This window comes from Achromobacter sp. CSND-B12 (assembly GCF_052906545.1).
The window spans coordinates 5,306,033-5,329,099 of the sequence record NZ_JBREGJ010000001.1 but is presented as its reverse complement, the minus strand read 5'-3'; the positions used below and the strand labels follow the sequence as shown (position 1 = coordinate 5,329,099).

Annotated in this window: 16 protein-coding genes, 2 tRNA genes and 1 rRNA gene; 5 read left to right on the top strand and 14 right to left on the bottom strand. The window is 65.3% G+C overall.

Translation table 11 applies throughout. The features are described 5' to 3' along the window. Positions 1–280 precede the first annotated feature (280 nt). The 3 genes from ACUTAG_RS25120 to ACUTAG_RS25110 form a co-directional block, all read right to left on the bottom strand. A tRNA-Ala gene (locus ACUTAG_RS25120) sits at positions 281–356 on the bottom strand. 30 nt (positions 357–386) lie between these two features. Continuing rightward, positions 387–463, bottom strand: a tRNA-Ile gene (locus ACUTAG_RS25115). A 130-nt stretch (positions 464–593) separates the two neighbouring features. Continuing rightward, positions 594–2,124, bottom strand: a 16S ribosomal RNA gene (locus ACUTAG_RS25110). Between the two features lie 1,252 nt (positions 2,125–3,376). Between ACUTAG_RS25110 and rng the strand changes: the two genes are divergently transcribed. Further along, positions 3,377–4,840, top strand: coding sequence for a ribonuclease G (rng, locus tag ACUTAG_RS25105; protein ID WP_026384722.1), 1,464 nt, complete (start codon positions 3,377–3,379; stop codon positions 4,838–4,840). A gap of 334 nt (positions 4,841–5,174) precedes the next feature. Continuing rightward, positions 5,175–5,876 (top strand): DUF3053 domain-containing protein, encoded by a 702-nt coding sequence (locus tag ACUTAG_RS25100; RefSeq protein ID WP_049053731.1) that lies wholly within the window; start codon positions 5,175–5,177, stop codon positions 5,874–5,876. A 90-nt stretch (positions 5,877–5,966) separates the two neighbouring features. On the opposite strand, the gene ACUTAG_RS25095 is transcribed toward ACUTAG_RS25100, so the two are convergent. From ACUTAG_RS25095 to msbA, 4 genes are all read right to left on the bottom strand, one after another. Next, positions 5,967–7,439 carry a sensor domain-containing diguanylate cyclase gene (locus ACUTAG_RS25095; protein WP_006384025.1) on the bottom strand — a complete coding sequence of 491 codons (1,473 nt, stop codon included), beginning with the start codon at positions 7,437–7,439 and terminating at the stop codon, positions 5,967–5,969. Positions 7,440–7,705: 266 nt separating this feature from the next. Continuing rightward, positions 7,706–7,933 carry a hypothetical protein gene (locus tag ACUTAG_RS25090; protein WP_006384026.1) on the bottom strand — a complete coding sequence of 76 codons (228 nt, stop codon included), beginning with the start codon at positions 7,931–7,933 and terminating at the stop codon, positions 7,706–7,708. 145 nt (positions 7,934–8,078) lie between these two features. Next, a complete protein-coding gene (locus ACUTAG_RS25085; protein WP_054500050.1) occupies positions 8,079–9,896 on the bottom strand; it encodes a monovalent cation:proton antiporter-2 (CPA2) family protein in 1,818 nt (605 codons plus the stop codon). A 50-nt stretch (positions 9,897–9,946) separates the two neighbouring features. Continuing rightward, entirely contained in the window at positions 9,947–11,722 is a 1,776-nt protein-coding gene (gene msbA / locus ACUTAG_RS25080) for a lipid A export permease/ATP-binding protein MsbA (protein ID WP_047993493.1), read from the bottom strand. Between the two features lie 108 nt (positions 11,723–11,830). Here msbA and ACUTAG_RS25075 point away from each other — a divergent pair, with 108 nt between their 5' ends. From ACUTAG_RS25075 to ACUTAG_RS25065, 3 genes are read left to right on the top strand one after another with little or no spacing between them, the layout of a single operon-like run. Beyond that, positions 11,831–12,802, top strand: coding sequence for a glycosyltransferase family 9 protein (locus tag ACUTAG_RS25075; RefSeq protein ID WP_054515489.1), 972 nt, complete (start codon positions 11,831–11,833; stop codon positions 12,800–12,802). Between the two features lie 15 nt (positions 12,803–12,817). Next, positions 12,818–13,582 (top strand): YdcF family protein, encoded by a 765-nt coding sequence (locus ACUTAG_RS25070; RefSeq protein WP_006384031.1) that lies wholly within the window; start codon positions 12,818–12,820, stop codon positions 13,580–13,582. A gap of 2 nt (positions 13,583–13,584) precedes the next feature. Continuing rightward, complete coding sequence (locus ACUTAG_RS25065; RefSeq protein WP_035199663.1) at positions 13,585–13,857, top strand: YkgJ family cysteine cluster protein; 273 nt, start codon at positions 13,585–13,587, stop codon at positions 13,855–13,857. A 50-nt stretch (positions 13,858–13,907) separates the two neighbouring features. On the opposite strand, the gene ACUTAG_RS25060 is transcribed toward ACUTAG_RS25065, so the two are convergent. Genes ACUTAG_RS25060 through dnaE form a run of 7 tightly spaced genes read right to left on the bottom strand, consistent with a single transcriptional unit; the run spans position 13,908 to position 23,065 of the window. After that, the gene (locus ACUTAG_RS25060) at positions 13,908–15,056 is read right to left on the bottom strand and encodes a glycosyltransferase family 4 protein (protein ID WP_047993494.1); all 1,149 of its coding nucleotides are present in this window, start codon (positions 15,054–15,056) and stop codon (positions 13,908–13,910) included. Then, positions 15,031–15,756, bottom strand: a complete 726-nt coding sequence (locus ACUTAG_RS25055; protein WP_006384034.1) for a polysaccharide deacetylase family protein — start codon at positions 15,754–15,756, stop codon at positions 15,031–15,033. The genes ACUTAG_RS25060 and ACUTAG_RS25055 overlap by 26 nt, the downstream gene beginning before the upstream one ends. A 17-nt stretch (positions 15,757–15,773) precedes the next feature. Continuing rightward, positions 15,774–16,889 carry a glycosyltransferase family 4 protein gene (locus tag ACUTAG_RS25050; RefSeq protein WP_020924400.1) on the bottom strand — a complete coding sequence of 372 codons (1,116 nt, stop codon included), beginning with the start codon at positions 16,887–16,889 and terminating at the stop codon, positions 15,774–15,776. Next, positions 16,886–17,641, bottom strand: a complete 756-nt coding sequence (locus ACUTAG_RS25045; protein ID WP_006384036.1) for a glycosyltransferase family 2 protein — start codon at positions 17,639–17,641, stop codon at positions 16,886–16,888. The genes ACUTAG_RS25050 and ACUTAG_RS25045 overlap by 4 nt, the downstream gene beginning before the upstream one ends. Next, entirely contained in the window at positions 17,638–18,486 is an 849-nt protein-coding gene (locus tag ACUTAG_RS25040) for a polysaccharide deacetylase family protein (RefSeq protein WP_006384037.1), read from the bottom strand. The genes ACUTAG_RS25045 and ACUTAG_RS25040 overlap by 4 nt, the downstream gene beginning before the upstream one ends. Continuing rightward, the gene (locus ACUTAG_RS25035) at positions 18,483–19,574 is read right to left on the bottom strand and encodes a glycosyltransferase family 4 protein (RefSeq protein WP_148316567.1); all 1,092 of its coding nucleotides are present in this window, start codon (positions 19,572–19,574) and stop codon (positions 18,483–18,485) included. The genes ACUTAG_RS25040 and ACUTAG_RS25035 overlap by 4 nt, the downstream gene beginning before the upstream one ends. Continuing rightward, positions 19,574–23,065 (bottom strand): DNA polymerase III subunit alpha, encoded by a 3,492-nt coding sequence (dnaE, locus tag ACUTAG_RS25030; protein ID WP_006384039.1) that lies wholly within the window; start codon positions 23,063–23,065, stop codon positions 19,574–19,576. The genes ACUTAG_RS25035 and dnaE overlap by 1 nt, the downstream gene beginning before the upstream one ends. Positions 23,066–23,067: the final 2 nt, after the last annotated feature.

Sequence of the window (23,067 nt, the reverse complement as noted above, 5' to 3'; positions counted from 1 at the left end):
TATAGGACCTGAGTATTAGCGTTTGTGCCGTTCATAAGTTTCAAAGCAGTCTGAGGTTATTCACCCCAGTCTTGAGAACTTGGAACAAAATTAATGCAATCACAACCCGTACCCATCTTCATCAGCAAGCTGACTACTCGATGAGCACATTTCGTTGTGCTTCTTCCAGATTGTTAAAGAACAAATATAGCTGTTGAGTAAAACCCAACTCATAAGACCGGGCAGATACTATCCGCACGACGCTATGAGTTAGCCTCTACATCCCACCAGGCACAGGTCTTGGTGGAGGTGAACGGGATCGAACCGATGACATCCTGCTTGCAAAGCAGGCGCTCTCCCAGCTGAGCTACACCCCCATATTCACGGCATCTCTACCTGCGAATACTTGGTGGGTCTGGTTGGATTCGAACCAACGACCCCCGCCTTATCAAGACGGTGCTCTAACCGACTGAGCTACAGACCCAAAACCTTCCCGGATCAGTAGTCAGAAGTCATGGACACAGGGAGGAGTCCCTCTACCCAAGCCCACAACCGATCCCAGCTATATCAAACAACCGATAAGAGTGGACGCTTAACACGAGCACTAAGCTCTGAAAGGAGGTGATCCAGCCGCACCTTCCGATACGGCTACCTTGTTACGACTTCACCCCAGTCATGAATCCTACCGTGGTAATCGCCCCCCTTGCGGTTAGGCTAACTACTTCTGGTAAAACCCACTCCCATGGTGTGACGGGCGGTGTGTACAAGACCCGGGAACGTATTCACCGCGACATGCTGATCCGCGATTACTAGCGATTCCGACTTCACGCAGTCGAGTTGCAGACTGCGATCCGGACTACGATCGGGTTTCTGGGATTGGCTCCCCCTCGCGGGTTGGCGACCCTCTGTCCCGACCATTGTATGACGTGTGAAGCCCTACCCATAAGGGCCATGAGGACTTGACGTCATCCCCACCTTCCTCCGGTTTGTCACCGGCAGTCTCATTAGAGTGCCCTTTCGTAGCAACTAATGACAAGGGTTGCGCTCGTTGCGGGACTTAACCCAACATCTCACGACACGAGCTGACGACAGCCATGCAGCACCTGTGTTCCGGTTCTCTTGCGAGCACTGCCAAATCTCTTCGGCATTCCAGACATGTCAAGGGTAGGTAAGGTTTTTCGCGTTGCATCGAATTAATCCACATCATCCACCGCTTGTGCGGGTCCCCGTCAATTCCTTTGAGTTTTAATCTTGCGACCGTACTCCCCAGGCGGTCAACTTCACGCGTTAGCTGCGCTACCAAGGCCCGAAGGCCCCAACAGCTAGTTGACATCGTTTAGGGCGTGGACTACCAGGGTATCTAATCCTGTTTGCTCCCCACGCTTTCGTGCATGAGCGTCAGTGTTATCCCAGGAGGCTGCCTTCGCCATCGGTGTTCCTCCGCATATCTACGCATTTCACTGCTACACGCGGAATTCCACCTCCCTCTGACACACTCTAGCCCGGTAGTTAAAAATGCAGTTCCAAAGTTAAGCTCTGGGATTTCACATCTTTCTTTCCGAACCGCCTGCGCACGCTTTACGCCCAGTAATTCCGATTAACGCTTGCACCCTACGTATTACCGCGGCTGCTGGCACGTAGTTAGCCGGTGCTTATTCTGCAGGTACCGTCAGTTTCGCGGGGTATTAACCCGCGACGTTTCTTTCCTGCCAAAAGTGCTTTACAACCCGAAGGCCTTCATCGCACACGCGGGATGGCTGGATCAGGGTTTCCCCCATTGTCCAAAATTCCCCACTGCTGCCTCCCGTAGGAGTCTGGGCCGTGTCTCAGTCCCAGTGTGGCTGGTCGTCCTCTCAAACCAGCTACGGATCGTCGCCTTGGTGAGCCGTTACCCCACCAACTAGCTAATCCGATATCGGCCGCTCCAATAGTGCAAGGTCTTGCGATCCCCTGCTTTCCCCCGTAGGGCGTATGCGGTATTAGCTACGCTTTCGCGTAGTTATCCCCCGCTACTGGGCACGTTCCGATACATTACTCACCCGTTCGCCACTCGCCACCAGACCGAAGTCCGTGCTGCCGTTCGACTTGCATGTGTAAGGCATCCCGCTAGCGTTCAATCTGAGCCAGGATCAAACTCTTCAGTTTAATCTCTGTATTTGTTTCGTATTTCTTAGTTCCGAAGAACCGAGTCATACGTCGCTACTCAAAGGAAGTGAGGTATGTGCTTAGACTTGACATCTAAGGTACTTCACTTCTAGTGAGCACTTGATTTCATTGTGCTTGTGAAGGGGCTTAAAACCCAGTCACTGTGCACCCGCATCAAGCGCCCACACTTATCGGTTGTTTAATTGTTAAAGAGCGGTACTGCCAAATTCTGTACTACCAAACTACTTACTGCATCTTCTGCTTTCTTCGGCGATTTCGCTTTCGCGTCGATCGCTGTGTCAGCAGCAGAGAAACGAGATTATGAAGAAGTTTTTATCGTTTGTCAAGTCAGCGTCGCTTGCTTCACTTCGCTGCCTTGCCTACGACCTCTTCAGGCCTCACCAGGCTCGCACCCGGCTTTCTCTTTAGCAGCTATCGAAATATCAGGGTTAACCCTAAGTTTTCGGTAACCGCCAAGCCTGAAACTATAACACAACTTTTGCAGATTATGCAACCGGCTTTTGCCTAACTTGCACCTTATCTTGCAACCCCGCCGCTTCGTGAATCGCCTCACTTCGCAGCAGCCCCGAATCGCTTCGGAGGTTGGTTACCGCCCCAGCTGGCTTGCAACGCTGACCAGACCACCCTACCGGGTAAACCCTGATTCGCCGCCACCAGCCAAGCCCAAGACTATAGCACAATTTTTGCAGATCGTGCAACTGGCTTCTGCCTGATTCGCACCATCCTATGCAAAATTCGCTGACCGCCGGTTCGAGAGAATCATCGCTGACTCACCGCCTCGCTGCCCTGCGGCAGATCCGCTTGCCGTAGCACTTGGATCCGTTGTACTTGCCTGGCCTCGCCGCTCAACAAAACTGCTTGAACTGCGAAGGAGCGAGACTATAGCACAGAATTTCGGCTTGTCACACGCCGGACGCAAAAAGACTGATGAATTTTGCAGGACATCGGAACGCAAGCCGCCCGCGGGCCGTCCGTTCCCTGCTCGCGCACTTGTCCAACGCCTCGTCTCTCTATATAGATAGCGTTGTGTGCCCGCGTGCCGATGGCGCAGTCTTCCCTATCTATATAGATATATAGGGCGCCTCCCTCGCCCCCTCTTATCCATATGGATAGGCGATCTCGCCAGCAGGGCGCCGCGCCGCTTGCCCGGCGCGCCGGTACGTTTACTATTCGCCTTGCGCCGCACTGCCCTTAACTTGGAGAAGATGCCCCCATGCCCCCCACCATCGCGTTGAGCGAAGATATCCTGATCAACGTCACGCCTTTCGAGACCCGCGTCGCGCTGGTCGAGCAAGGATCGGTGCAGGAGCTGCACGTGGAACGCAGCATCCAGCGCGGGCACGTCGGCAATATCTACCTGGGACGCGTGGTCCGGGTGCTGCCGGGCATGCAGAGCGCCTTCATCGACATCGGCCTGGAGCGGGCCGCCTTCATCCACATCGCGGACCTGCGCGAGAACCGGGGCGAGCGCAGCCAGGGCCTGACGCCAACGCCCATCGAAAAACTGCTGTTCGAGGGGCAGACCATCATGGTCCAGGTGGTCAAGGATCCCCTGGGCACCAAGGGCGCCCGCCTGTCGACGCAGATCAGCATGGCCGGCCGCATGCTGGTATACCTGCCGCACGATCCGCACATCGGCATTTCGCAGAAGATCGACTCGGAATCCGAGCGCATCCAACTGCGCGAGCGGCTGCAGGCGTTGATGCCGAGCGAGGAAAAAGGCGGCTTCATCGTGCGCACCCAGGCCGAAGGCGCCAATGACGAGGAATTGGCGGCCGACCTGGAATACCTGCGCAAGCTCTGGACCAGTGTGCAGGCCGCGGCCCGCACCCAACCGGCGCCGGCGCTGCTGCACCAGGACCTGACACTGGCGCAGAGAGTGCTGCGCGACATGGTAGGGCCGTCGACGGGCGCCATCCTGGTCGACTCGCGCACCACCACCGCGGCGATGCTGGAATGGGCCCGCGTCTATACGCCTTCCGTGGTCGATCGCATCCAGCATTACAGCGGAGAGCGCCCCCTGTTCGATACGGCCAACGTCGATGAGGAGATTGCGCGGGCCCTGTCGCGCCGCGTCGACCTGAAGTCGGGCGGCTACCTGATCATCGACCAGACCGAGGCGTTGACCACGGTCGACGTCAATACCGGCGGCTTCGTCGGCGGCCGCAACTTCGACGACACCATCTTCAAGACCAATCTGGAAGCCGCGCAGGCCATTGCCCGTCAATTGCGGCTGCGCAACCTGGGCGGCATCGTGATCCTGGACTTCATCGACATGGAGGAACAGGAGCACCGCGAGACCGTGCTGGCCGAACTGAAGAAGGCGCTGGCGCGCGACCGCACCCGCATGACGGTCAATGGCTTCACGCAGCTGGGCCTGGTGGAGATGACGCGCAAGCGCACCCGTGATTCGCTGGCGCACCAGCTGTGCGAGCCCTGCCCCATGTGCGAGTCGCGCGGTAACGTGCGCACGCCGCGCACGGTCTGCTACGAGATCCTGCGCGAGATCCTGCGCGAGGCGCGCCAGTTCAATCCCAAGGAATTCCGCATCCTGGCGTCGCAGGACGTGGTGGACCTGTTCCTGGAAGAGGAAAGCCAGCACCTGGCGATGCTGGGCGATTTCGTGGGCAAGCGGGTGTCGCTGGAAGTCGAGAGCACGTATTCGCAGGAAAAGTACGACATCATCCTAGTTTGAAACCCGCAGCCTTGCCGGCCCATGGCCGGTACTCCATGATCTGTGATGCCGGAAAGCCGCGACAGCGGCTTTCTTCTTTCATGGCGGCCTTACTCCATCGTGACCATCCTTCATGGCGGCCGTACTCCGCCCTGCCTACGCCCGCTCGCGCGTACCAGCTGCCATGCAAATTTTCACGTCAATGTGTGTGAATTTTGTATCTTGGCACTTCGATTGAAATGAAGTTTGAAACCAATGGCGACGAAGGCCACGACCCGATAAGCTCGCCCCCGGCTGGCCACCCCCGGTTTTAAAAGGGGCGCGCCATTTCCCATGTTTTCCGGAGAATCACGTAATGAAATCCCTATTCCGTCCTTTCGTGCTGCTGGCCCTGGCGTTGCCGCTGGCGCTGACCGCTTGCGGCAACAAGGAGCCTGAGCAACGCGCGGCGTTCACGCAGTTCCTGCAGACCCGCATCGTCGACAAGCCGGGCGTGCGCGTGCCGCAGCTGACGGAAGAAGAGAAGAAGTCCTTCGGCGACTACGCCGCGCAGTATGCTGTGATCACCGATTTCAATGCCGGCATGGACGCTTCGGTCAAGCCGATGGGCAGCTTGATGCAGAAGGGCGCCGTGCGTTCGCTGAACGACGTGGTGGCCCGGCGCGATGACATCAAGACGGTGCAGGCCGCGCTCAAGGACATGGGCGAGGCCCTGACCAAGGAGCAGGCCAAGGCGGACGCGGCGCGCGCGCAACTGAAGCAGCCCGACGACCTGAAGGCGGTGTATGACAAGGCCTACGCCAAGACGGTGACGGTGCCGGCCGACACCTTCCGCGAAGTGTTGCCGCAAATCAGCGGCACGCTGGACAGCAGCCTCAAGGTGGCGGAATACGTCGAAACGCACAAGGCGCAGATCGACCTGACGGGCCCGGCGCCGCGGGTGCAGGACCCGGCCGTGCTGGCCGAGCTGAACAAGCTGCTGCAGGAATTGACCGCCCAGGCGCAGAAGGTGCAACAGGCGCAAACCCGCCTGCAGGCCGTCATGCTCGGCCGCTGAGCGCCTCGCTGGCATCTCGACGGGACGGTCCTTGCAACGGCCGTCCCGTTTTTCTTGGCGTCCGCGACGGCGGCGACAGGTCGACGCCCGTCATGGGCCGGCAGCCACGACGCGGTTGCGCCCGGCCTCCTTGGCACGGTAGACGGCCGCATCGGCGGCTTCAACCAGGGCGGCGACTTCGTCGCCCGGCCGGGGCACCGCGGTGGCCACGCCGATGCTGACGGTGACAATGCCGCCTTCGTTGTCTTCGTGCTGCGCGTGCAGGCCGACCACGGCCTGGCGTATGCGTTCGGCGATGTCGATCGCATGCTCGAGCGGGGTATTGGGCAACAGTGCCACGAACTCCTCTCCGCCATAGCGCGCCGCCAGGTCGCGAGGGCGCCGCGCCTTGCCGCGCACGGTCAGCGCCAGTATCTTGAGCAGCTCGTCGCCCTCCTGGTGACCATAGCGGTCGTTGTAGAGCTTGAAGCGGTCGGCGTCGAGAAACAGCAGTGACAAGGGTTCGCCGTCGCGGCCCGCGCTGGCCCATTCGCGCGCCAGTGCTTCATCGAAGGTGCGGCGGTTGGCAATACCTGTCAGGCCATCGGTCTGGGCCTCTTTTTCAAGCCTGGTCTCCACTTCCAGGCGCAACCGCGTCTCGCGCCGGTACAGCACGACCTGCGCCACCACCGAGGCGAACAGCGCCAGGGTGATGGGGATGACCAGCATCGCCCGTCGTTCCCATGGCGCCAGGACTTCGTCGACCGCCATCGCGACGTCGATGACCAGCGGCGTGCCGGGCACGCTGTCGAAGGTATAAAGACGGTCGACGCCATCCGGCGCCAGCGCGCCGACGAACACGCCTTCGCGGCGGATCAGGAATTGCTGGAAGTCCGGTTCCTGGCCGATGTCGGCATCCAGGTCCGCGGAGGAATAAGGCGTGCGCGCGAGCACCGCGCCATCGTTGCGGAAGATGGTGATGGAATCGCGCGGGCCGATCGACAGCCCGGCGAAGCGCTCGCGGAAATAGGCCAGGCGCAGCGACCCGGAGACCACGCCGGCGAAGCTGCCGTCGGGCGCGGCAAGCCGGCGACTGATGCCGATGCTCTCGTCGCCGCCGCGCAAGCGGCTGAGGTACGGGCGGCTGACATACATGCCGGCGTCGGGCCTGTCGCGATGGACCTGGAAGAAGTCGCGGTCGGCGAAATTGGCGATGGGAGGATCGAGGCTCTGTGAGTCGTAGCGGACGTTTCCGTCGCGGTCCAGGATGAGGATGGTGCCAAGGTACTCGGCGCTGGCGGCGCGGTCGAACAGGAAGCGATGCAGGGTGCCGCGTGGCAGGTCTTCGATACCCGGCTCTTGCAGGCGTTCAATGACGCCTTGCAGCGACAGGTCATAGACGCGAATGGTGCGGCTGATGTCGGCCGACAGCACTTCCGTCAGGTTGCCGGCGGCGACGTAGGCGAGGTTCCAGGTGATGCGCCGGTCCGTCCAGAGCAACGCGATCGAGGCGGCGCAGATGCCGATGGCGATCAACCCCGCGAGGGCGTACAGGCTGCGATGTAGAAACCCATGGGACTTCAATACGGCGCTCCTTCGCGATCGCGGCGGGGTGTCATGCCTTTTACGGGTCATGATGCCGCAAGCGCGGGCGACCATGCAAGATGGCGCCCGTTCACAGCCAGGAACGGCGTCGGCGGATCCACGCCGGGGCGTACCGATCGATATCGAAAGCCGTATCGGCATGGCGCCGACCGGGCATCTTGCCTGGTGGCGCCAGGCCGGCAAGCGCCGCGTGGCGATGGCAGCCGGCCACGCGCCCCCCACGGCCGCGCGGCCGGGCCAGCGCGTCAGGACAGCGTGGCGGCGATCCGGAAGGGGAAGGCCTTGGCGCCGCGCGCCTTGTCGGTTTCGCGATGGGCGCTGATGGCCCAGGCGGGGCCGGCCCCGCCCGCCGACAGGACGAGCTGGCGCATGGCGCCCGCGCAAAACCCGCAACGCAGGGTCGTGGCTTGACGGCGTGCAAGCTCAAGCGCGACCGCTTGCGGGGTCGTGGAAATCCGATCCGATTGCAGCATGGCAGCCCCCTGGCAGAAACGCTCCGGAAGTGGAGCGCGCTTGAAGCTAAATCTACCTCAGCCGATCGGACTTGCGCGTGAAATGATGCGTAAAGTAATGCAAAGAGGCTGTAATACGCGATACGGGTCGCTTGTCATACGGCGGTCATGCCGGCGCGCCAGGCTCCGCATGCCCGGCCGGCGCCACGGTTTCACGGTCCGGCTGGTCGTTCCTGCCATCCGCCGGGCCGGTCATGTTGCCGTACAGCAGCGAGCGCCCGGCGAACAAGCCGCCGGCCACCTCCAGCTCGAACCGGTCGGTGTCCCGCTTGCGCACGTCCGCCACCACGTCGGCGGCTTCGTCCGGCGGCACGCCGATGGCGCGCAGCGCGGCTTCGCCGAAAACCAGGGCCGATTCCAGGGTCTCGCGCACCTGGTAGTCGACCCCTTCCCTGGCCAGCGCCAGGGAATGGATGCGGTCATAGGCCCGCACCACCAGTTGCACCAGGGGGAATTCCGATTTGATCAGCTTGACCATGTGGTTGACTGACTGCGGATTGTCGATACAGATCAGGATGGCCTTGGCGGTTTCGGCGCCGGCCGTGCGCAGCATGTCGATGCGGGTACCGTCCCCGTAATAAACCTTGACGCCCCATTTGGCGGCCGCGCGGATGGCATCGGTGTCGATATCCAGGATCGAGACCTTCATGTCGCGCGCCAGCATCGCCTGCGTCACGATCTGGCCGAAACGGCCGAAACCCACGATCAGCGCGCAACCTTCCAGGTCCCGGGCCACGTCCACCCCTTCCATCGAGGGGACGGGTTTGGGCAGCAGCCAGCGCAGCGCCAGTACGCACAAGGGCGTCAAGGCCATGGAAATGATGACCACGGCGATCAGCACGGCGGCCAGGTGCGCATCGAAGATGCCCGCGGCCGCGGCGGCGCCGTAGAGCACGAAGGCGAATTCGCCCCCTTGGGCCAACAACGCCGCGCGGGTCACGGCCTCGGCATGGCTGGCGCGCAACAGCCGGGCGACCAGGTAGACGCCCACCGATTTGACCAGCATGAAGACCAGCACGCCCGCCAGGATCAACTGCCATTCACGCGCCACCGCGGCCAGGTCCAGCGACATGCCGACGCCCAGGAAGAACAGGCCCAGGAGGATGCCGCGGAACGGCTCGACCTCGGCCTCCAGCTGATGGCGGAAGGTGGACTCGGACAGCAGCACGCCGGCCAGGAAGGCGCCCATGGCCATCGACAGGCCGCCCAATTCCATCAGCAGCGCCGCGCCCAGCACCACCAGCAGCGCGGCGGCGGTCATCACTTCGCGGGCATGCGCGGCCGCCAGCAGGCGGAACAGAGGATTGAGCAACCAGCGCCCGGCCGCCAGCAGCGCCAGGACGCAACCGATGGCGATGGCCGCCTGCAGCCAGGGATCGCCATGCTCGGTGGTGCCTGCCGGCGCCAGCAACGCCACCAGGGCCAACAGGGGCACGATGGCGAGGTCTTCGAGCAGCAGGATGGAAACGATGCGCTGGCCCTGGGCGCTGGCGGTCTCGTCGCGCTCGGCCAGTATCTGCATGACGATGGCGGTGGACGACAGCACGAAACCCATCGCCGCCATGAAGGCCGCCGGCCCCGACAATCCGGCCAACAGGCCGACCGCCGTCAACAGCGCGCCACAGGCCACCACCTGGGCCACGCCCAGGCCGAAGATCTCCCCGCGCAGCTTCCATAGCCGCGACGGCTGCATTTCCAGGCCGATGATGAACAGAAACATCACCACGCCGAGTTCGGCCACATGCAGGATGGAACGGGGATCGGAGAACCAGCCGATGCCGAACGGGCCGATGGCCAGGCCGGCGGCCAGGTAACCCAGGACGGAACCGAGTCCCAGGCGCTTGAACAAGGGGACCGCCACCACCGCCGCGCCCAGCAGGACGACGACGTTGACCAGCTGGTTGCCTTCTGCGGGCAGGGACATGGGCGGCTCCTGGGTGGCCTGGCGCGGCGCCCCGGGCGCCGCGCACGCGATCAGTCTTCGCGGAACTGCATGTTGTAGAGCGAGGCGTACAGGCCGTCGGCGGCCAGCAGCTCGGCGTGGGCGCCCTGCTCGACGATCTTGCCGGCGTCCAGCACGATGATGCGGTCGGCGTTCTGCACCGTGGACAGGCGGTGCGCGATGACCAGCGTCGTGCGCCCCTTCATCAGGCGCTCGAGCGAGGCCTGCACCTGACGTTCGGACTCGTTGTCGAGCGCGGAGGTGGCCTCGTCGAGGATCAGGATCGGCGCGTTCTTGATCAGGGCGCGGGCGATCGCCAGGCGTTGGCGCTGGCCGCCGGACAGGCGGGCGGCGTTTTCGCCCACCGGCGTGTTGATGCCCTGCGGCAGGCCTTCGACGAAATCGAGCAGGTTGGCGGCGGCCAGCGCGTCACGCACCTGCTGCTCGCTGGCTTCGCCCAGGGCGCCGTAGCCGACGTTGGCGGCGATGGTGTCGTCGAACAGCACCACGTCCTGGCTGACCAGCGACAGGTGGGAACGCAGGCTGCGCAGCTTAAGGTCGTTGATCGGCACGTCGTCGACGTAGATGGCGCCGCTGTCGGCCAGCACGAAGCGCGGCAGCATGTTGACCAGCGTGGTCTTGCCGCTGCCGGAGCGTCCCACCAGCGCCACGGTCTGGCCGGGTTCGACCACGAAGGACACATCATTGATGGTGTCGCGGTCGGCGTCGGCGAAGCGGTGGGTGACGTTGCGGAACTCGACCTTGCCGCGCACGGGCTCGGGCAGTTCGCGCGTGCCGGTGTCGCTTTCGGGCACCTGGTCGATCAGGGTGAACACGCTTTCGGCCGACACCAGCATCTTCTGCATGCGGGCGGCCAGGTTGGTCAGGCGCTTGATGGGGTCGAATATCTGGGCCAGCGCGGCCATGAAGGAGGCGAAGCTGCCGACCGTGAGCGAGCCGTTGTTGGCCTGGCCCAGGGCGACGGCGATGACCGCGCCCACCGAGATCGAGATGCACACCTGCGTCAGGGGCGTCAGGGCGGCGTCGGCGGTGGCGGTGCGCATGGCGAAGCGGCGCAGGCGGCTGCTGACGAAATCGAAGCGGCCGCGTTCGACCTCGTAGCCGTCGAACAGCTTGATGACGCGCTGGCCGTCGATGCCCTCACTGACCACCCGGGTCAGCTCGGCGTTCATGTTGACGGTGTCGCGGTTGATGCGGCGCAGGCGCTTGATGAAGGTGCGCGCGATCAGCACCGAGACGGGCAGCATGATCAGGATGATCAGGGTCAGCACCCACGAGGTGTACAGCAGCACGCAGATCAGGGCGATGACCACCAGGGTTTCTCGCACCAGCACCGTGATGACGTCGGTGGCGTAGCCGGTGACGTTGCCCGCGTCGATGGTGAAGCGGTTCAGCAGGCGGCCGGTGTCGCCGCGCTTGAAATCGGCGTCGGGCAGGCCCAGCAGGCGTTCGAACATGTCGCGCCGCATGCCCAGCAGAACGTTGTTGGCGACCCAGGCCAGCAGGTAGTCGCTGAAGAAGTTGCAGACGCCGCGCAGGAAGATCAACCCGACCACCGCCAGCGGCAGCGCCCAGACATAGTACGGTTTGGCGCCCGAGAAGCCGTCGTCCAGCAGGGGCTGCATAATGACGGCCAGCGTGGGCTGCGTGGCGGCGGCGCCGGCCATCAGCAGGGTCGCCAGCACCAGCCCCTTCCAGTAGGAACCGACCCGGCTATAGATTCGGCTCCAGAGTTCAGCTTTGACAGGCTGGGAGCCTGCGGGCGCGTTGCGTGCGGCAGAATTCAATGGAATCACTCGCTTTTATACAATTGTGCCCCGGATTGTACTGGCTACGCGTTGCCGCGCGGGGCCGGGCGTCCCCCTTTCAGTTCCTATCGCGCGGTGCGCCTGTCCATGTCCGAAATCAGTTGCCTCTACGTCCGCCTGCCCAATTGGGTGGGCGATGTCTGCATGAGCCTGCCCAGCCTGCGGGCCTTGCAGGCCGCCGGCCTGCCCCTGGTTATCTGTGCCCGCCCCTGGGCGCGGGACCTGTTGGACGGGATCGACAAACGGGAGTTCCTGCCGATGCTGGGAAAAGTGGGGCCGGATAGAGCCACGGTCAGCGCCCATCGCCGCGCCCTGGGCGCCGAGGGGCGGCGCGCCCGCGGCCTGTTGTTGCCGGATTCGCTGTCCAGCGCGCTGGTGTTCCGGCTGGCGGGAGTGCCATCGGCGGGCTATCGCGACGACGGCCGCAGCTTCCTGTTGCGCTGGCCGGTAGCCAAGCCGGACGCCGCCCTGCACGCGGTGCAGTCCTGGCATCACCTGACACGCGAAGCGCTGGCCCGCTGGGGTCTGCCCACCGGCCCCGCCGACCCGGCTCCCACACTCGACCTGCCCCTGACGCCAACGCACCAGGGCGCCGCCGACCTGGCCCTGGAGGCGGCGGGCCTGGCCGGGCAGCGCTTCGTCCTGATCGCGCCCACGGCCACCGGGCTGCACAAGGGAAAGATCAAGGTGTGGCCAGGATTCGATACACTTACCCGCGCCTTGCAGGCACGGGGCCATACCGTGGTAATGTGCCCCCCTCCGGCGGAAACCGACGAAGCCCGGCGCAATGCCCCGAGCGCGCAGTTGCTGCCTCCCTTGTCCCTGGGCGCGTTCGCCGCGTTGACGACCAAAGCAGCGTTGGTGGTCTGCAACGATTCCGGCGTTTCGCACGTCGCCGCGGCGGCCGGCGCGCGGGAACTCACGCTATTCGGCGTCACCCGCCCCGGCCGGACCGGACCGTGGTCGCCCCGGGCGGTGTGCATCGGTTCGGAAACGGCGTGGCCATCCGCCGAGGCGGTGCAACAGCAGGCCAACGCCATGCTGGACAATGCGCGGTAAACAGTTTGTCTTGAAATGACCATGTCGAGCTACCTCACGAATCTGATCATTCCCTACAACCTGTGCCTGACCCTGGTGGTGGTCGGCCTGGTGCTGGGCCTGTTCCGGCTGCGCAAGACCGGCGGCGCCCTGATCCTCGCCGGCCTGCTGTGGGCGCTGGCGTGGTCGCTTCCGGTGACTTCGCTCTGGCTCGGCGGCGCGCTGGAAAACCGCTATCCGCACCTGCCGCCCGCCGAGTCTCCCACCGCCGACGCCATCGTGGTGCTGGGCGGCAATACCGCCAATGGCCGCGCCAATTGGTTCCTGCCCTACGACAAGGACACCGCCGTGGTGCGCGTCGACACCGCGGCCCAGCTCTACCTGGCGGGCCGGGCGCCCAAGGTGGTGCTGTCGGGCGGCGCGCTGGAAGGCGACGTGAGCGAGGCGCGCGGCATGGCCCACGCCATCCGCCAACAGGGCGTGCCGGAATCGGCCCTGATCCTGGAAAACGCCAGCCGCACCACTTACGAGAATGCGGCCCTGACCGAAGACCAGCTCAAGACCCGCGGCATCGGCAAGGTGCTGCTGGTCACGTCCGCCCTGCACATGCCGCGCGCCATGGCGGCGTTCTCCAAGCAGGGCGTGATCGCCATCGCCGCGCCCGCGCCCCCGCAGATCGTGGCGCCCGCCGATGGTTCGCTGAACCCGTGGCTGCCCGACCAGCGCACGTTCGACGCCAGCCGCTCCATCATCAAGGAATACGCCGGCCTGTTCGTCTACTGGCTGCGCGGGTGGGTCTGAAGATGCCGGCCTCGCTGGCGTGCCGGCCGGGGTGCGGCGCCTGTTGCATCGCGCCGTCGATCACGCGGCCGATTCCCGGCATGCCCGACGGCAAGCCGGCAGGCGTGCCCTGTATCCAGCTGCTGCCGGACATGCGTTGCGCCCTCTTCGGCCAGCCCGAGCGTCCGGCTTTCTGCGGCGGGCTGCAGGCCCAGCCCGAAATGTGCGGATCCGAGCGCGAATATGCGATCCGCTGGCTGGGGGAACTGGAACGGGCCACGGCGCCGACGCGTTGAAAGCGAAAACGGGACCTTGCGGTCCCGTTTTTTTTGCCTGCGGCCGCTTGTCAGCCGCGCTCGGCCAGCACCCCGTGGTAGAGGTCTTCGTAGCGCGACGCCACGGTCTCCCAGCTCTGGTCGCGCGCGATCGCCAGGCCGCGCTCGGATAGCGCCGCGCGCAGTTCGGGTTCGTCGCCCAGGCGCTGCAGGGCCTGCGCCAGCTGCGCGCCATCGCGCGGATCCTGCAGGATGAGGGCATCCTTGCCGGCCGACAGGTATTGCGCGAATCCGCAGTAGGCGGGGGAACTGACCACGACCGGCAAGCCATGCGACATGGCTTCCAGCGGCGCCATGGCGTAGCTGTCGTTGAGCGTCGGATGGGCGTAGATGTCGGCCGCGGCAAAGTACCTGGCGACATCGGGCGTGGGATCGACCAGCGTGACGCGATTGGCCACCGCGCCGGCCGCGCGCACCCGGTCGCGGGTCGCGGCGTCGGCTCCCACCACCAGCAGGCGGTACGGCGCGGGCAGCAGCGCCAGCGCGTCCAGCAGCGCGGGCAGCCCCTTGCGCAGCGGGTTGCGAGCCACCAGCAGGCAACCGATGGTGTCTGCCTCCCAGCCCAGCGAGGCGCGCGTGGCGGCGCGCGAGTCCGCCGCTTCCGGCGCGGGCAGCTTGACGCCGGGCGCGATGATCTCGACCGGCAGCTGCGGACCGTAGCTGCGGTGCAACTGGTCCATGATCAGGCCGGACACCGCCACCACCCGACGGGCGGGCGCGCGGCGCACCCGGAATTTCTCGAGCAACAGATACGTGGCCAGCCGCGGGCTGAGCCAGGCGAGTACACGCTTGAGCGGCTTGGCCCGGGTCAGGCGGTTGTAGCGTACTGGCGTGACGTGCATGACCTGGATTTCGCCGGCCCAGCCGTTCATGTGCGAATGGACGATGTCGTAGCGGCCACGGGTCAGGCGATCGGCCTTCCAGGCGAAATACAGCACCCGCATCCAGCTGGGCAGCCAGCCGGGAAAGCGCACCGGGTGGAAGGGAAACGGCAGATCGCTGTCGAAGTCGCGCGCCACCACGGAAATATCGTGGCGCTGGCCCAGCACGCGCATGAGTTCGACGCCGTAGGCCTCGGCGCCGCCGAAGCGGTTGCCGAAGCGGTCGACCAGCAGTGCGATGCGCAGCCGCCGCTCAGCGGCGCCCGCGGGTGTCTTCATAGCGCGTCAGGCATTTCTGCAGGAAACGGAAGATGCCGGTCGAACGCGACACGGTCACTCGCGGCAGGCCGAAGGGATCGTCGCTGGCGCGCGCCAGGCCGCGCTTGGTCAACGTGGCGTTGTCGTAGCCCGCCTCGCGCGCCATGACCAGGTGTTCCGGGCCATGGTCGCCGTAGGGATAGCAGAAGGCGGTGACCGGCGCGCCGAGAGCCTGCTCCAGCACGTCCTTGGACTCGACCATCTGGCGGCGCGCCTCTTCGGGCGTCATTTCGGGCAGGTGGACGTGATCCAGGGTGTGCGAGCCGACCTCGTGGCCGGAGGCGGCCCACTGGCGCATCTCGTCGACGGTCATCAGGGGCGAAAAGGGAATGCCGATCTTGGCGTCCCAGACATTGCCGCCGTCGAACTGGTTGGCCACCAGGTAGTTGGTGGCCGTGAAGCCGAGCTTGTCCAGCACCGGCATCGCATTCTGGACCACGTTGCGGTAGCCGTCGTCGAAGGTCAGGCCGAATACCTTGCCGTGGCGCTCGCCGCGCACGTACGGCATGATGTCGCGCATCGACAGGCCGCGATAACCCAGGAAGCGCATCCAGCGCATCTGGCGCGCGAAATCGTCCGGGTGCACCGTCAGGCCGCGAAACGGCGTGCCCTTGGGATTGGGCTCGCCGATCTGGTGGTACATGAGAATTGGGATAGACATAGCGCGGATTATAAGGCTCAGTGTCCGCCCAACGTACGCTGGTAGACGTCGACCGTGGCTTGCGCGAAACGCGCCAGGTTGAAGTCGCGCACCGCGGTTTCGCGGGCGTTCGCGCCCATGGCGCGGACCTGGCCGGGATCGTCCAGCATGATGCGCAGGCGCGCCGTCATGGCGGCCACGTCGCGCACCGGCACGATCCAGCCGTCGACGCCGTCATTCACGTTCTCGGGCAGGCCGCCGACGTTGGTGACCAGGGCAGGCAGGCCCAGGCCCATGATCTCGCGGCAGGCGAACGACAACGCCTCGCGGTACGACAGCACGAAACCGGCATCGCACGCGGCCAAGGCGGCCCGCACGTCGTCGAGCAGGCCGGGAAAACGCAGCTGATCGGTCATGCCCAATTCGCGCACCCGCTCCAGCTTGGCTTCGGACGGCGGATCGCCGGCCACGAGCAGCAGCACCCGCTCCTTGTCGCTCGGCGGCAAGGCCGCCACCGCGGCCACCAGGTCGAGCCAGCCCTTGTCGTAGTCGGTGCCGCCGGCGCTGCCCAGCAGCAGCTTGCCGCGCCATTGCGGGCCGAAAAAGAGTTCGCGCAGCTTGTCGACGCTCTCGGGCGCCGGCGGCGCGAAGAACTGAGTGTCGATGCCGTGGCGGATGGTGGTGATGGGACGCTTGCGGTACGGCGAATCGGACAGCAGGCCGTGGATGTAGTCGCTGACCGCGATGCTGTGGTCGGTGGCCAGCGCCACCCGCAGCTTGTGGCCGAAACTGGTGAGCGGATGGTCGTTGTGCTTGGTGAACACGATGCGCGGGCGGCGCGCCATCGCCAGCGTGGCCAGCATCACCTGCTTGTGATCGGCCGAGCCGTTGGCATGGATGATGTCGAAGCCGCCGTCCTTGATCAGGCGGCGCAGCCGCGCGCGGTCCTTGAACCAGGACGAGGGCCGCGTGGTGTAGCGCATGTCCGCGACCGTGACGCCGGGGATCGCCTTGGCGTAGCGGTACAGGCGGCTGCTGGCGGGCGCGGCGACCGTGATCTGGTGCTCGGCGGCCAGGGCGCGGCACAGGTTGATGATGTAGGTGACGTGTCCACCGCCGTTGCCGGCGTGGAAATTGGTGTAGAGAATCTTCACTTGTTCTTCTCGGCCAGGAACATCAGCTTCGAGTAACGGAAGAAACTGCCCGCCGCCGCGGTCACCGCCAGCACCAGGCCGTGGCGGCCGTCGAGGAAGCCGCGCCGGATCAGGTAGATGCGCACGAAAGTCCAGAAGCTGTGGCCCAGCGCGCCGAACACGGAAGTGCGGCGCCCCTTGGCGTACATCATGGCGGCGGCGTCCGACGAGTAGCGGTTGATCTTGGTGACCAGCGCGTCCAGGTTGTCGTACGGGTAATGATGGAAGTAGCCCTTGAGCTGCAGCGGCGGCTGGCCATTGGCCGGCACCACGCGCTCGTGCACGGCGGCGTCATTGAAGCGCGCGGCGCCGCGCTTGAACAGGCGCAGCACGTAGTCGGGCCACCAGCCGCTGTGGCGGATGTCGCGGCCGCAGAAATTCGACAGGCGGGCGATCTCGTAGGTGTCGGCGCGCGGCGCGGCCAGGGTGTCCTGGATCTCGCGCGCCAGCTCCGGCGTGACACGCTCGTCGGCGTCGATCGACAACACCCAGTCACCGGTGGCCAGGTCCAGCGCGCGGTTCTTCTGCGGACCGAAGCCGGGCCAGTCGGAGGTCACTTCGACCCGCGCCCCCAGGGCCCTGGCCAGCTCCACCGTGCCGTCGGTGCTGCCCGAATCCACGACGATGAACTCGTCGGCGAAAGCAACCGACTTGAGGCATTCGGCGATGTTGGCCGCCTCGTTCTTGGTGATGACTATGACTGATAACTTCATCCGCGATTCCTAAGACGCTTTTTCCAGGCTTTCCAGGCGTGATAGCGCGGCCCCCAGAAGGGATCGCGCGACAGCCAGAGGCGCCGGTTCAACCAGGTACCGCCCTGGTTGCGCACCGCGAAGCGGTAGATGTGGCCGGGGTCGGCGCCAGGCGTGTTCTGGCCGAAAGGGTCGGTAGTGTACAAGTGCCGAAAGCCCGCCTGCCTGGCGGCCGCCACGTAGTCGGCGTCGAAATAGCCCTGCGGCCAGCAAAGATGATCACTGGCCTGCCCCAGGCGCTGGATCAGCGTCTCGCGCGAATCGGACAGTTCCCGCGCGATATGGGCCCGCTTGGCCTCGGTGTCGGCGCCGCAGACCTTGTCCCAGCGCGTGTGGGTGTGGGTATGCGAATGAAACTCGAAAGTGCCGGCGGCGCGCATCGCCTCGATTTCGCTCCAACGCAGCATGGCCTCGTCGCCGCGCCCGGCCGCGATCAGCTTCTTGCAGGCGTCGTGGTCGGGCGTGGCGGGCAACGGCAGGCCCTGCCCCGCGTGCGGGCGCGCCGGCCCGTCGCCGATCCAGCCGGTAATGGTGAACAGCACGGCGCGCATGCCGTGGCGCGCCAGCACCGGATGGGCATGGACCCAGTTGTTGAGATAGCCGTCGTCGAACGTGATCAGCACCGACCGCTCGGGCGCCGGCGCGCCGGCCAGGTAGGCGGCGAACTGGTCGGTCGACAGCGACTGGTAGCCGGCCCGCGCCAGGCGCGCGATCTGCGCCTCAAAAACCTCGGGGGTGGCGGCGATCATGCCGCCGGCCGGCGTGACGTGGTGATACATCAACACCGGGACGTTGGGCGCGTTCATCCGCGCCGCTCCGCCAGCCAGCGGGCGTAGACGGCTTCGGTGGTTTCGGCCAGGCGGGCGGGCGAGAACACGCCTTCTTCCCAGACCATCTTGCGGCCCGCCTCGCCCATGCGGTGGCGCAGCGCGGCGTCATCGACCAGTCTTTCGAGCGCGGCGGTCAGCGCGGCCGGGTCCTTCGGCGGCACCAGGATGCCGGTTTCGCCGTCGCGGAACATCTCGGAAACCCCGCCGACATCGGTGCCGATGACCGGCAGGCCGCTGGCCTGGGCCTCGACGTAGACGGTGCCGGACGCTTCCTGCTGGGTCGCCAGCGCGAACAGATCACAGCCGGCCAGCAGGTTGGGCACGTCGCGCCGCATCCCCATCAGGTGGATGCGATCGGCCAGGCCGCGTTCGGCCACGTAGGCCTGGGTCTGCTCGAACACCGGCGATCCCCCGCCCACGAACACCAGGTGCAGGTTGGGACGGGCGGCCATCAGCGGCGCGATGGCGTCGATCAGGTCCTTGTGGCCCTTGGTGGCGCGCATCACAGCCACACAGCCGACCACCACGTCATCGGCCGCCAGGCCGAGTTCCTCGCGCAGCGTGGAATGCTCGACCGGCGGCGGCAACACGATGGGCGAATAGACCGTGGCGACGTGGTCGGCCGGCACGCCGCGCCCGATCAGATGCTCGCGCACGTGGTCGCTGACGGTGGTGACGCGGTGCGGCAGGCGCGTGTATGACCACAACGAACCGACCTTGTTGGACAAGTGGCGGGTGCGGACGATCAGCGGCGTGCCCGCCAGCCGGCCGGCCGCCGCGGCGATCACCGTATCGCGCCGGCTGTGGGTATTGAGCACGTCGAAACGCCCTTCGCGCAGGATGCGGCGGATGGCGATGACGCCCTTGACGTAATTGACGGGACCGTCCATTTCCAGCGTGTGCACCGTGAACCCGGCATCCGACAGGCGCTCGGCCAGCAGGGCGGTGGGCTGACAGATGGCTTCGAGGTGATGGCCACGCGCGCGCATGGCGTTCATTTCCTTGAAGATCCGGCCTTCCTGGCCACCGAAACTGGTGGCGGCTTCCGAATGGACGATACGCATCAGTAGGTGACCTCCACGCCGTTGGGCTTGGTCCAGGCATTCAGGTTTTCGAGCAGGGTATCGGCCATGCGGACCCGCCATTCCTCGCCCAGCCGCACCGTGCACAGGAAATTGTTCTTGGTGTAGACGATGTCCACCGGCACGCCGGGGATGCCGTTCTCGGGCTCGGCGCGGAACGGGTTGAGCATCTGGCGCAGGCGCGCGGCGTCGGCGCCGCCGTTGAGCTTGACGCGCAGCGACTTGGCGCGCGCCTCGCGCGCCAGCTGCAGGTCATAGAGCTGCTCGGCGACGATGCGCATGCCGCCCGAGTAGTCGTCGTTGCTGACCTTGCCCTGGACGATGACCAGTTGGTCTTCGCGCAGGCGGTTGCGGTGCTTTTCGTAGAGCTCGTTGAAGACCGAGATCTCGACCTGCGCGGTGCCGTCGTCCAGCACCGCGAACACCATCTTGCCGCGACGGGTCATCATGACGCGCACGCTGGCCAGCACCCCGCACATCCATTGCAGGTCGCGCTGCGGCTCGACCCGCGCCAGCTGCATCGGCACGATCTGGCGCACTTCGTCGCGCCAGGCGTCGAACAGGTGGCCGCTGTAGTAGTAGCCCAGCGCCGATTTTTCCTCGGTCAGCTTCTTGTGCAGGTCCCACGGCGCGACCTTGGCCAGTTCGCCGGCCACCACGTCGCTGCTGTCGTCGCCGAACAGCGAGGACTGGTTGGCGCTGCGCGCGGCCTGCTCGGCCGCTTCCATGGCGGTGGGCACCGAGGCCAGCATGGCGGCGCGATTGGGTTCGATGGTGTCGAACGCGCCGGCCTTGATCAGGGCCTCGATGGTGCGGCGGTTGACCGCGTGCTTGCTGACGCGGCGGCAGAAGTCGAACAGGTTCTGGAACGGGCCGCCTTCCTTGCGCGCGCGCAGGATGTCCTCGACCGCGCCCTGCCCCGTGCCCTTGACCGCCCCCAGGCCGTAGCGCATGGTGCGCGGCGGCTTGCCCTTTTCGGTGTGCTTGTCAGCCACGGGTTCGAAGCGGTAGCCCGAGAAATTGACGTCGGGGGGCAGCACCTCGACGCCGTTGTCCTGGGCGTCGCGGCAGAAGATCTGGACCTTGTCCGTGTCGTCCATGTCGGAGGACATGGTGGCGGCCAGGAACTCGGTCGGGTGGTAGGCCTTGAGCCAGGCGGTCTGGTAGGAGATCAGCGCGTACGCGGCCGAGTGCGACTTGTTGAAGCCGTAGCCCGCGAACTTCTCCATCAGGTCGAACAGCTTGACCGCGAGGTCGGGGTCGTGGCCTTTTTCCTTGGCGCCCTTCTCGAACAGTTCGCGGTGCTTGGCCATTTCCTCGGGCTTTTTCTTGCCCATGGCGCGGCGCAGCAGGTCGGCGCCGCCCAGCGAGTAGCCGCCGATGATCTGCGAGATCAGCATCACCTGTTCCTGGTAGACGATGACCCCGTAGGTGCTCTTGAGCGTGCTCTCCAGATCGTTGTGGAAGTAGTCCACCGCGGCGCGGCCGTGCTTGCGGTTGACGAAGTCGTCCACCATGCCCGATTCCAGCGGCCCCGGACGGTACAGGGCCAGCATGGCGATGATGTCTTCGAAGGTGTTGGGCCGCAGCTTCTTGAGCAGTTCCTTCATGCCGCGCGATTCCAGCTGGAACACCGCGGTGGTGTTGGCGTCGCACAGAATCTTGTAGGCGGCCGGATCGTCGAGGCTGAGCGCCATGACGTCGAAGTCGCGCTTGTCCTCGTTGAACTGGCGCACGTAGCGCACGGCCCAGTCCAGGATGGTCAGGTTGCGCAGGCCCAGGAAGTCGAACTTGACCAGGCCGGCGGCTTCGACGTCGTCCTTGTCGAACTGCGACACCGCGCTGTTCTCCTGCCCCGGCTGGCAATACAGCGGGCAGAAGTCGGTGAGCTTGCCGGGCGCGATCAGCACGCCGCCGGCGTGCATGCCGATGTTGCGCGTCAGGCCTTCGAGCGGCTTGGCCAGGTCGACCAGCGCGCGCACTTCCTCTTCCTGCTCGTAGCGGTCCTTGAAGGCCGGTTCGTCCTTCAGGGTGCGCTCGAGCGTCCAGGGGTCCATCGGGTTGAACGGGATCAGCTTGGACAGGCCGTCGCAGAACATGTAGGGCATGTCCAGCACCCGGCCGGCGTCGCGCACCACGGCCTTGGCGCCCAGCGTGCCGAAGGTGGCGATCTGGCTCACGGCGGCGCGACCGTATTTTTCCTTGACGTAGTCGATGACGCGTTCGCGGTTGTCCTGGCAGAAGTCGATATCGAAGTCGGGCATCGAGACCCGCTCGGGATTCAGGAAGCGCTCGAACAGCAAGTCGTAGCGGATCGGATCCAGGTCGGTGATGCCGAGCGCGTACGCCACCAGCGAACCGGCGCCCGAACCCCGGCCCGGGCCGACCGGCACGCCGTTGTTCTTGCCCCAGTTGATGAAGTCCTGCACGATCAGGAAGTAGCCCGGGAAGCCCATCTGGATGATGGTCTTGCATTCCCAGCGCAGGCGTTCGTAGTACTGCTCGCGCTTGGACGCGCGCTCGGCTTCATCCGGGAACAGGAAGGCCATGCGCTTTTCCAGGCCCTCTTCGGACAACTGCACCAGGTAGTCGTCCAGCGACACGCCGTCGGGCGTGGGGAAGTTGGGCAGGCGCGGCTTGCCCAGCACCAGGCTGAGGTTGCAGCGCTTGGCGATCTCGACCGTATTGGCCAGCGCCGAGGGCACGTCGGCAAAGCGACGCGCCATTTCCTCGGAACTGAGCAGGTACTGTTCCTTGCTGAAGCGGCGCACGCGGCGCGGGTTGGCCAGGATCTCGCCTTCGGCGATGCAAACACGGGCCTCGTGCGCCTGGAATTCGTATTCGTCCAGGAACTGCACCGGGTGCGTGGCCACCACCGGCAGGCCGGCCTCGGCCGCCAGGCGCATGGCGGCCTGGGTGTAGGCCTCGTCGCCGTCCATGCCGGCGCGTTGCAACTCGATGTAGTAGCTGCCCGGGAACATATGCGCCCACTGGCGCGCCAAGGCCAGCGCCGACACCGCGTTGCCGGCGTCCAGCGCCTGGCCGACGTCGCCGCCGCGGCCACCCGACAGCACGATCAGGCCGTCCTGGCCCTGCAGCCATTCACGGCGGATCTCGGCCCGGCCCTTGCCCTGGTTGGTCAGGAACGCGCGCGACAGCAGTTCGCACAGGTTCAGGTAGCCCTGGTGGTTGCGCACCAGCAGCAACACGCGGAACGGCTTGGCGGGATCGTCGTCGTTGCTCAGCCAGACGTCACAGCCGGCGATGGGCTTGATGCCCGCGCCGCGCGCGCCCTTGTAGAACTTGATCAGGCCGAACAGGTTCGACAGATCGGTCAGCGCGACAGCCGGCTGGCCCAGCTTGGCGACACGCTTGATGAGGTCGGGAATGCGCACGATGCCGTCCACTACCGAGAACTCGGAATGGACGCGCAGGTGGACAAAAGGGGACGGAGTTGTTACGGCTTCGGACATAG

Excerpts from the sequence above, each read along its gene's own strand:
- ACUTAG_RS25055 (WP_006384034.1), bottom strand. The coding sequence starts at position 15,756 with ATGTCTATCCCAATTCTCATGTACCACCAGATCGGCGAGCCCAATCCC.
- ACUTAG_RS25045 (WP_006384036.1), bottom strand. The coding sequence starts at position 17,641 with ATGAAGTTATCAGTCATAGTCATCACCAAGAACGAGGCGGCCAACATC.
- dnaE (WP_006384039.1), bottom strand. The coding sequence starts at position 23,065 with ATGTCCGAAGCCGTAACAACTCCGTCCCCTTTTGTCCACCTGCGCGTC.
- ACUTAG_RS25075 (WP_054515489.1), top strand. The coding sequence starts at position 11,831 with ATGTCCGAAATCAGTTGCCTCTACGTCCGCCTGCCCAATTGGGTGGGC.
- ACUTAG_RS25065 (WP_035199663.1), top strand. The coding sequence starts at position 13,585 with ATGCCGGCCTCGCTGGCGTGCCGGCCGGGGTGCGGCGCCTGTTGCATC.
- ACUTAG_RS25060 (WP_047993494.1), bottom strand. The coding sequence starts at position 15,056 with ATGAAGACACCCGCGGGCGCCGCTGAGCGGCGGCTGCGCATCGCACTG.
- ACUTAG_RS25090 (WP_006384026.1), bottom strand. The coding sequence starts at position 7,933 with ATGCTGCAATCGGATCGGATTTCCACGACCCCGCAAGCGGTCGCGCTT.
- ACUTAG_RS25100 (WP_049053731.1), top strand. The coding sequence starts at position 5,175 with ATGAAATCCCTATTCCGTCCTTTCGTGCTGCTGGCCCTGGCGTTGCCG.
- ACUTAG_RS25040 (WP_006384037.1), bottom strand. The coding sequence starts at position 18,486 with ATGAACGCGCCCAACGTCCCGGTGTTGATGTATCACCACGTCACGCCG.
- ACUTAG_RS25070 (WP_006384031.1), top strand. The coding sequence starts at position 12,818 with ATGACCATGTCGAGCTACCTCACGAATCTGATCATTCCCTACAACCTG.
- ACUTAG_RS25035 (WP_148316567.1), bottom strand. The coding sequence starts at position 19,574 with ATGCGTATCGTCCATTCGGAAGCCGCCACCAGTTTCGGTGGCCAGGAA.
- ACUTAG_RS25085 (WP_054500050.1), bottom strand. The coding sequence starts at position 9,896 with ATGTCCCTGCCCGCAGAAGGCAACCAGCTGGTCAACGTCGTCGTCCTG.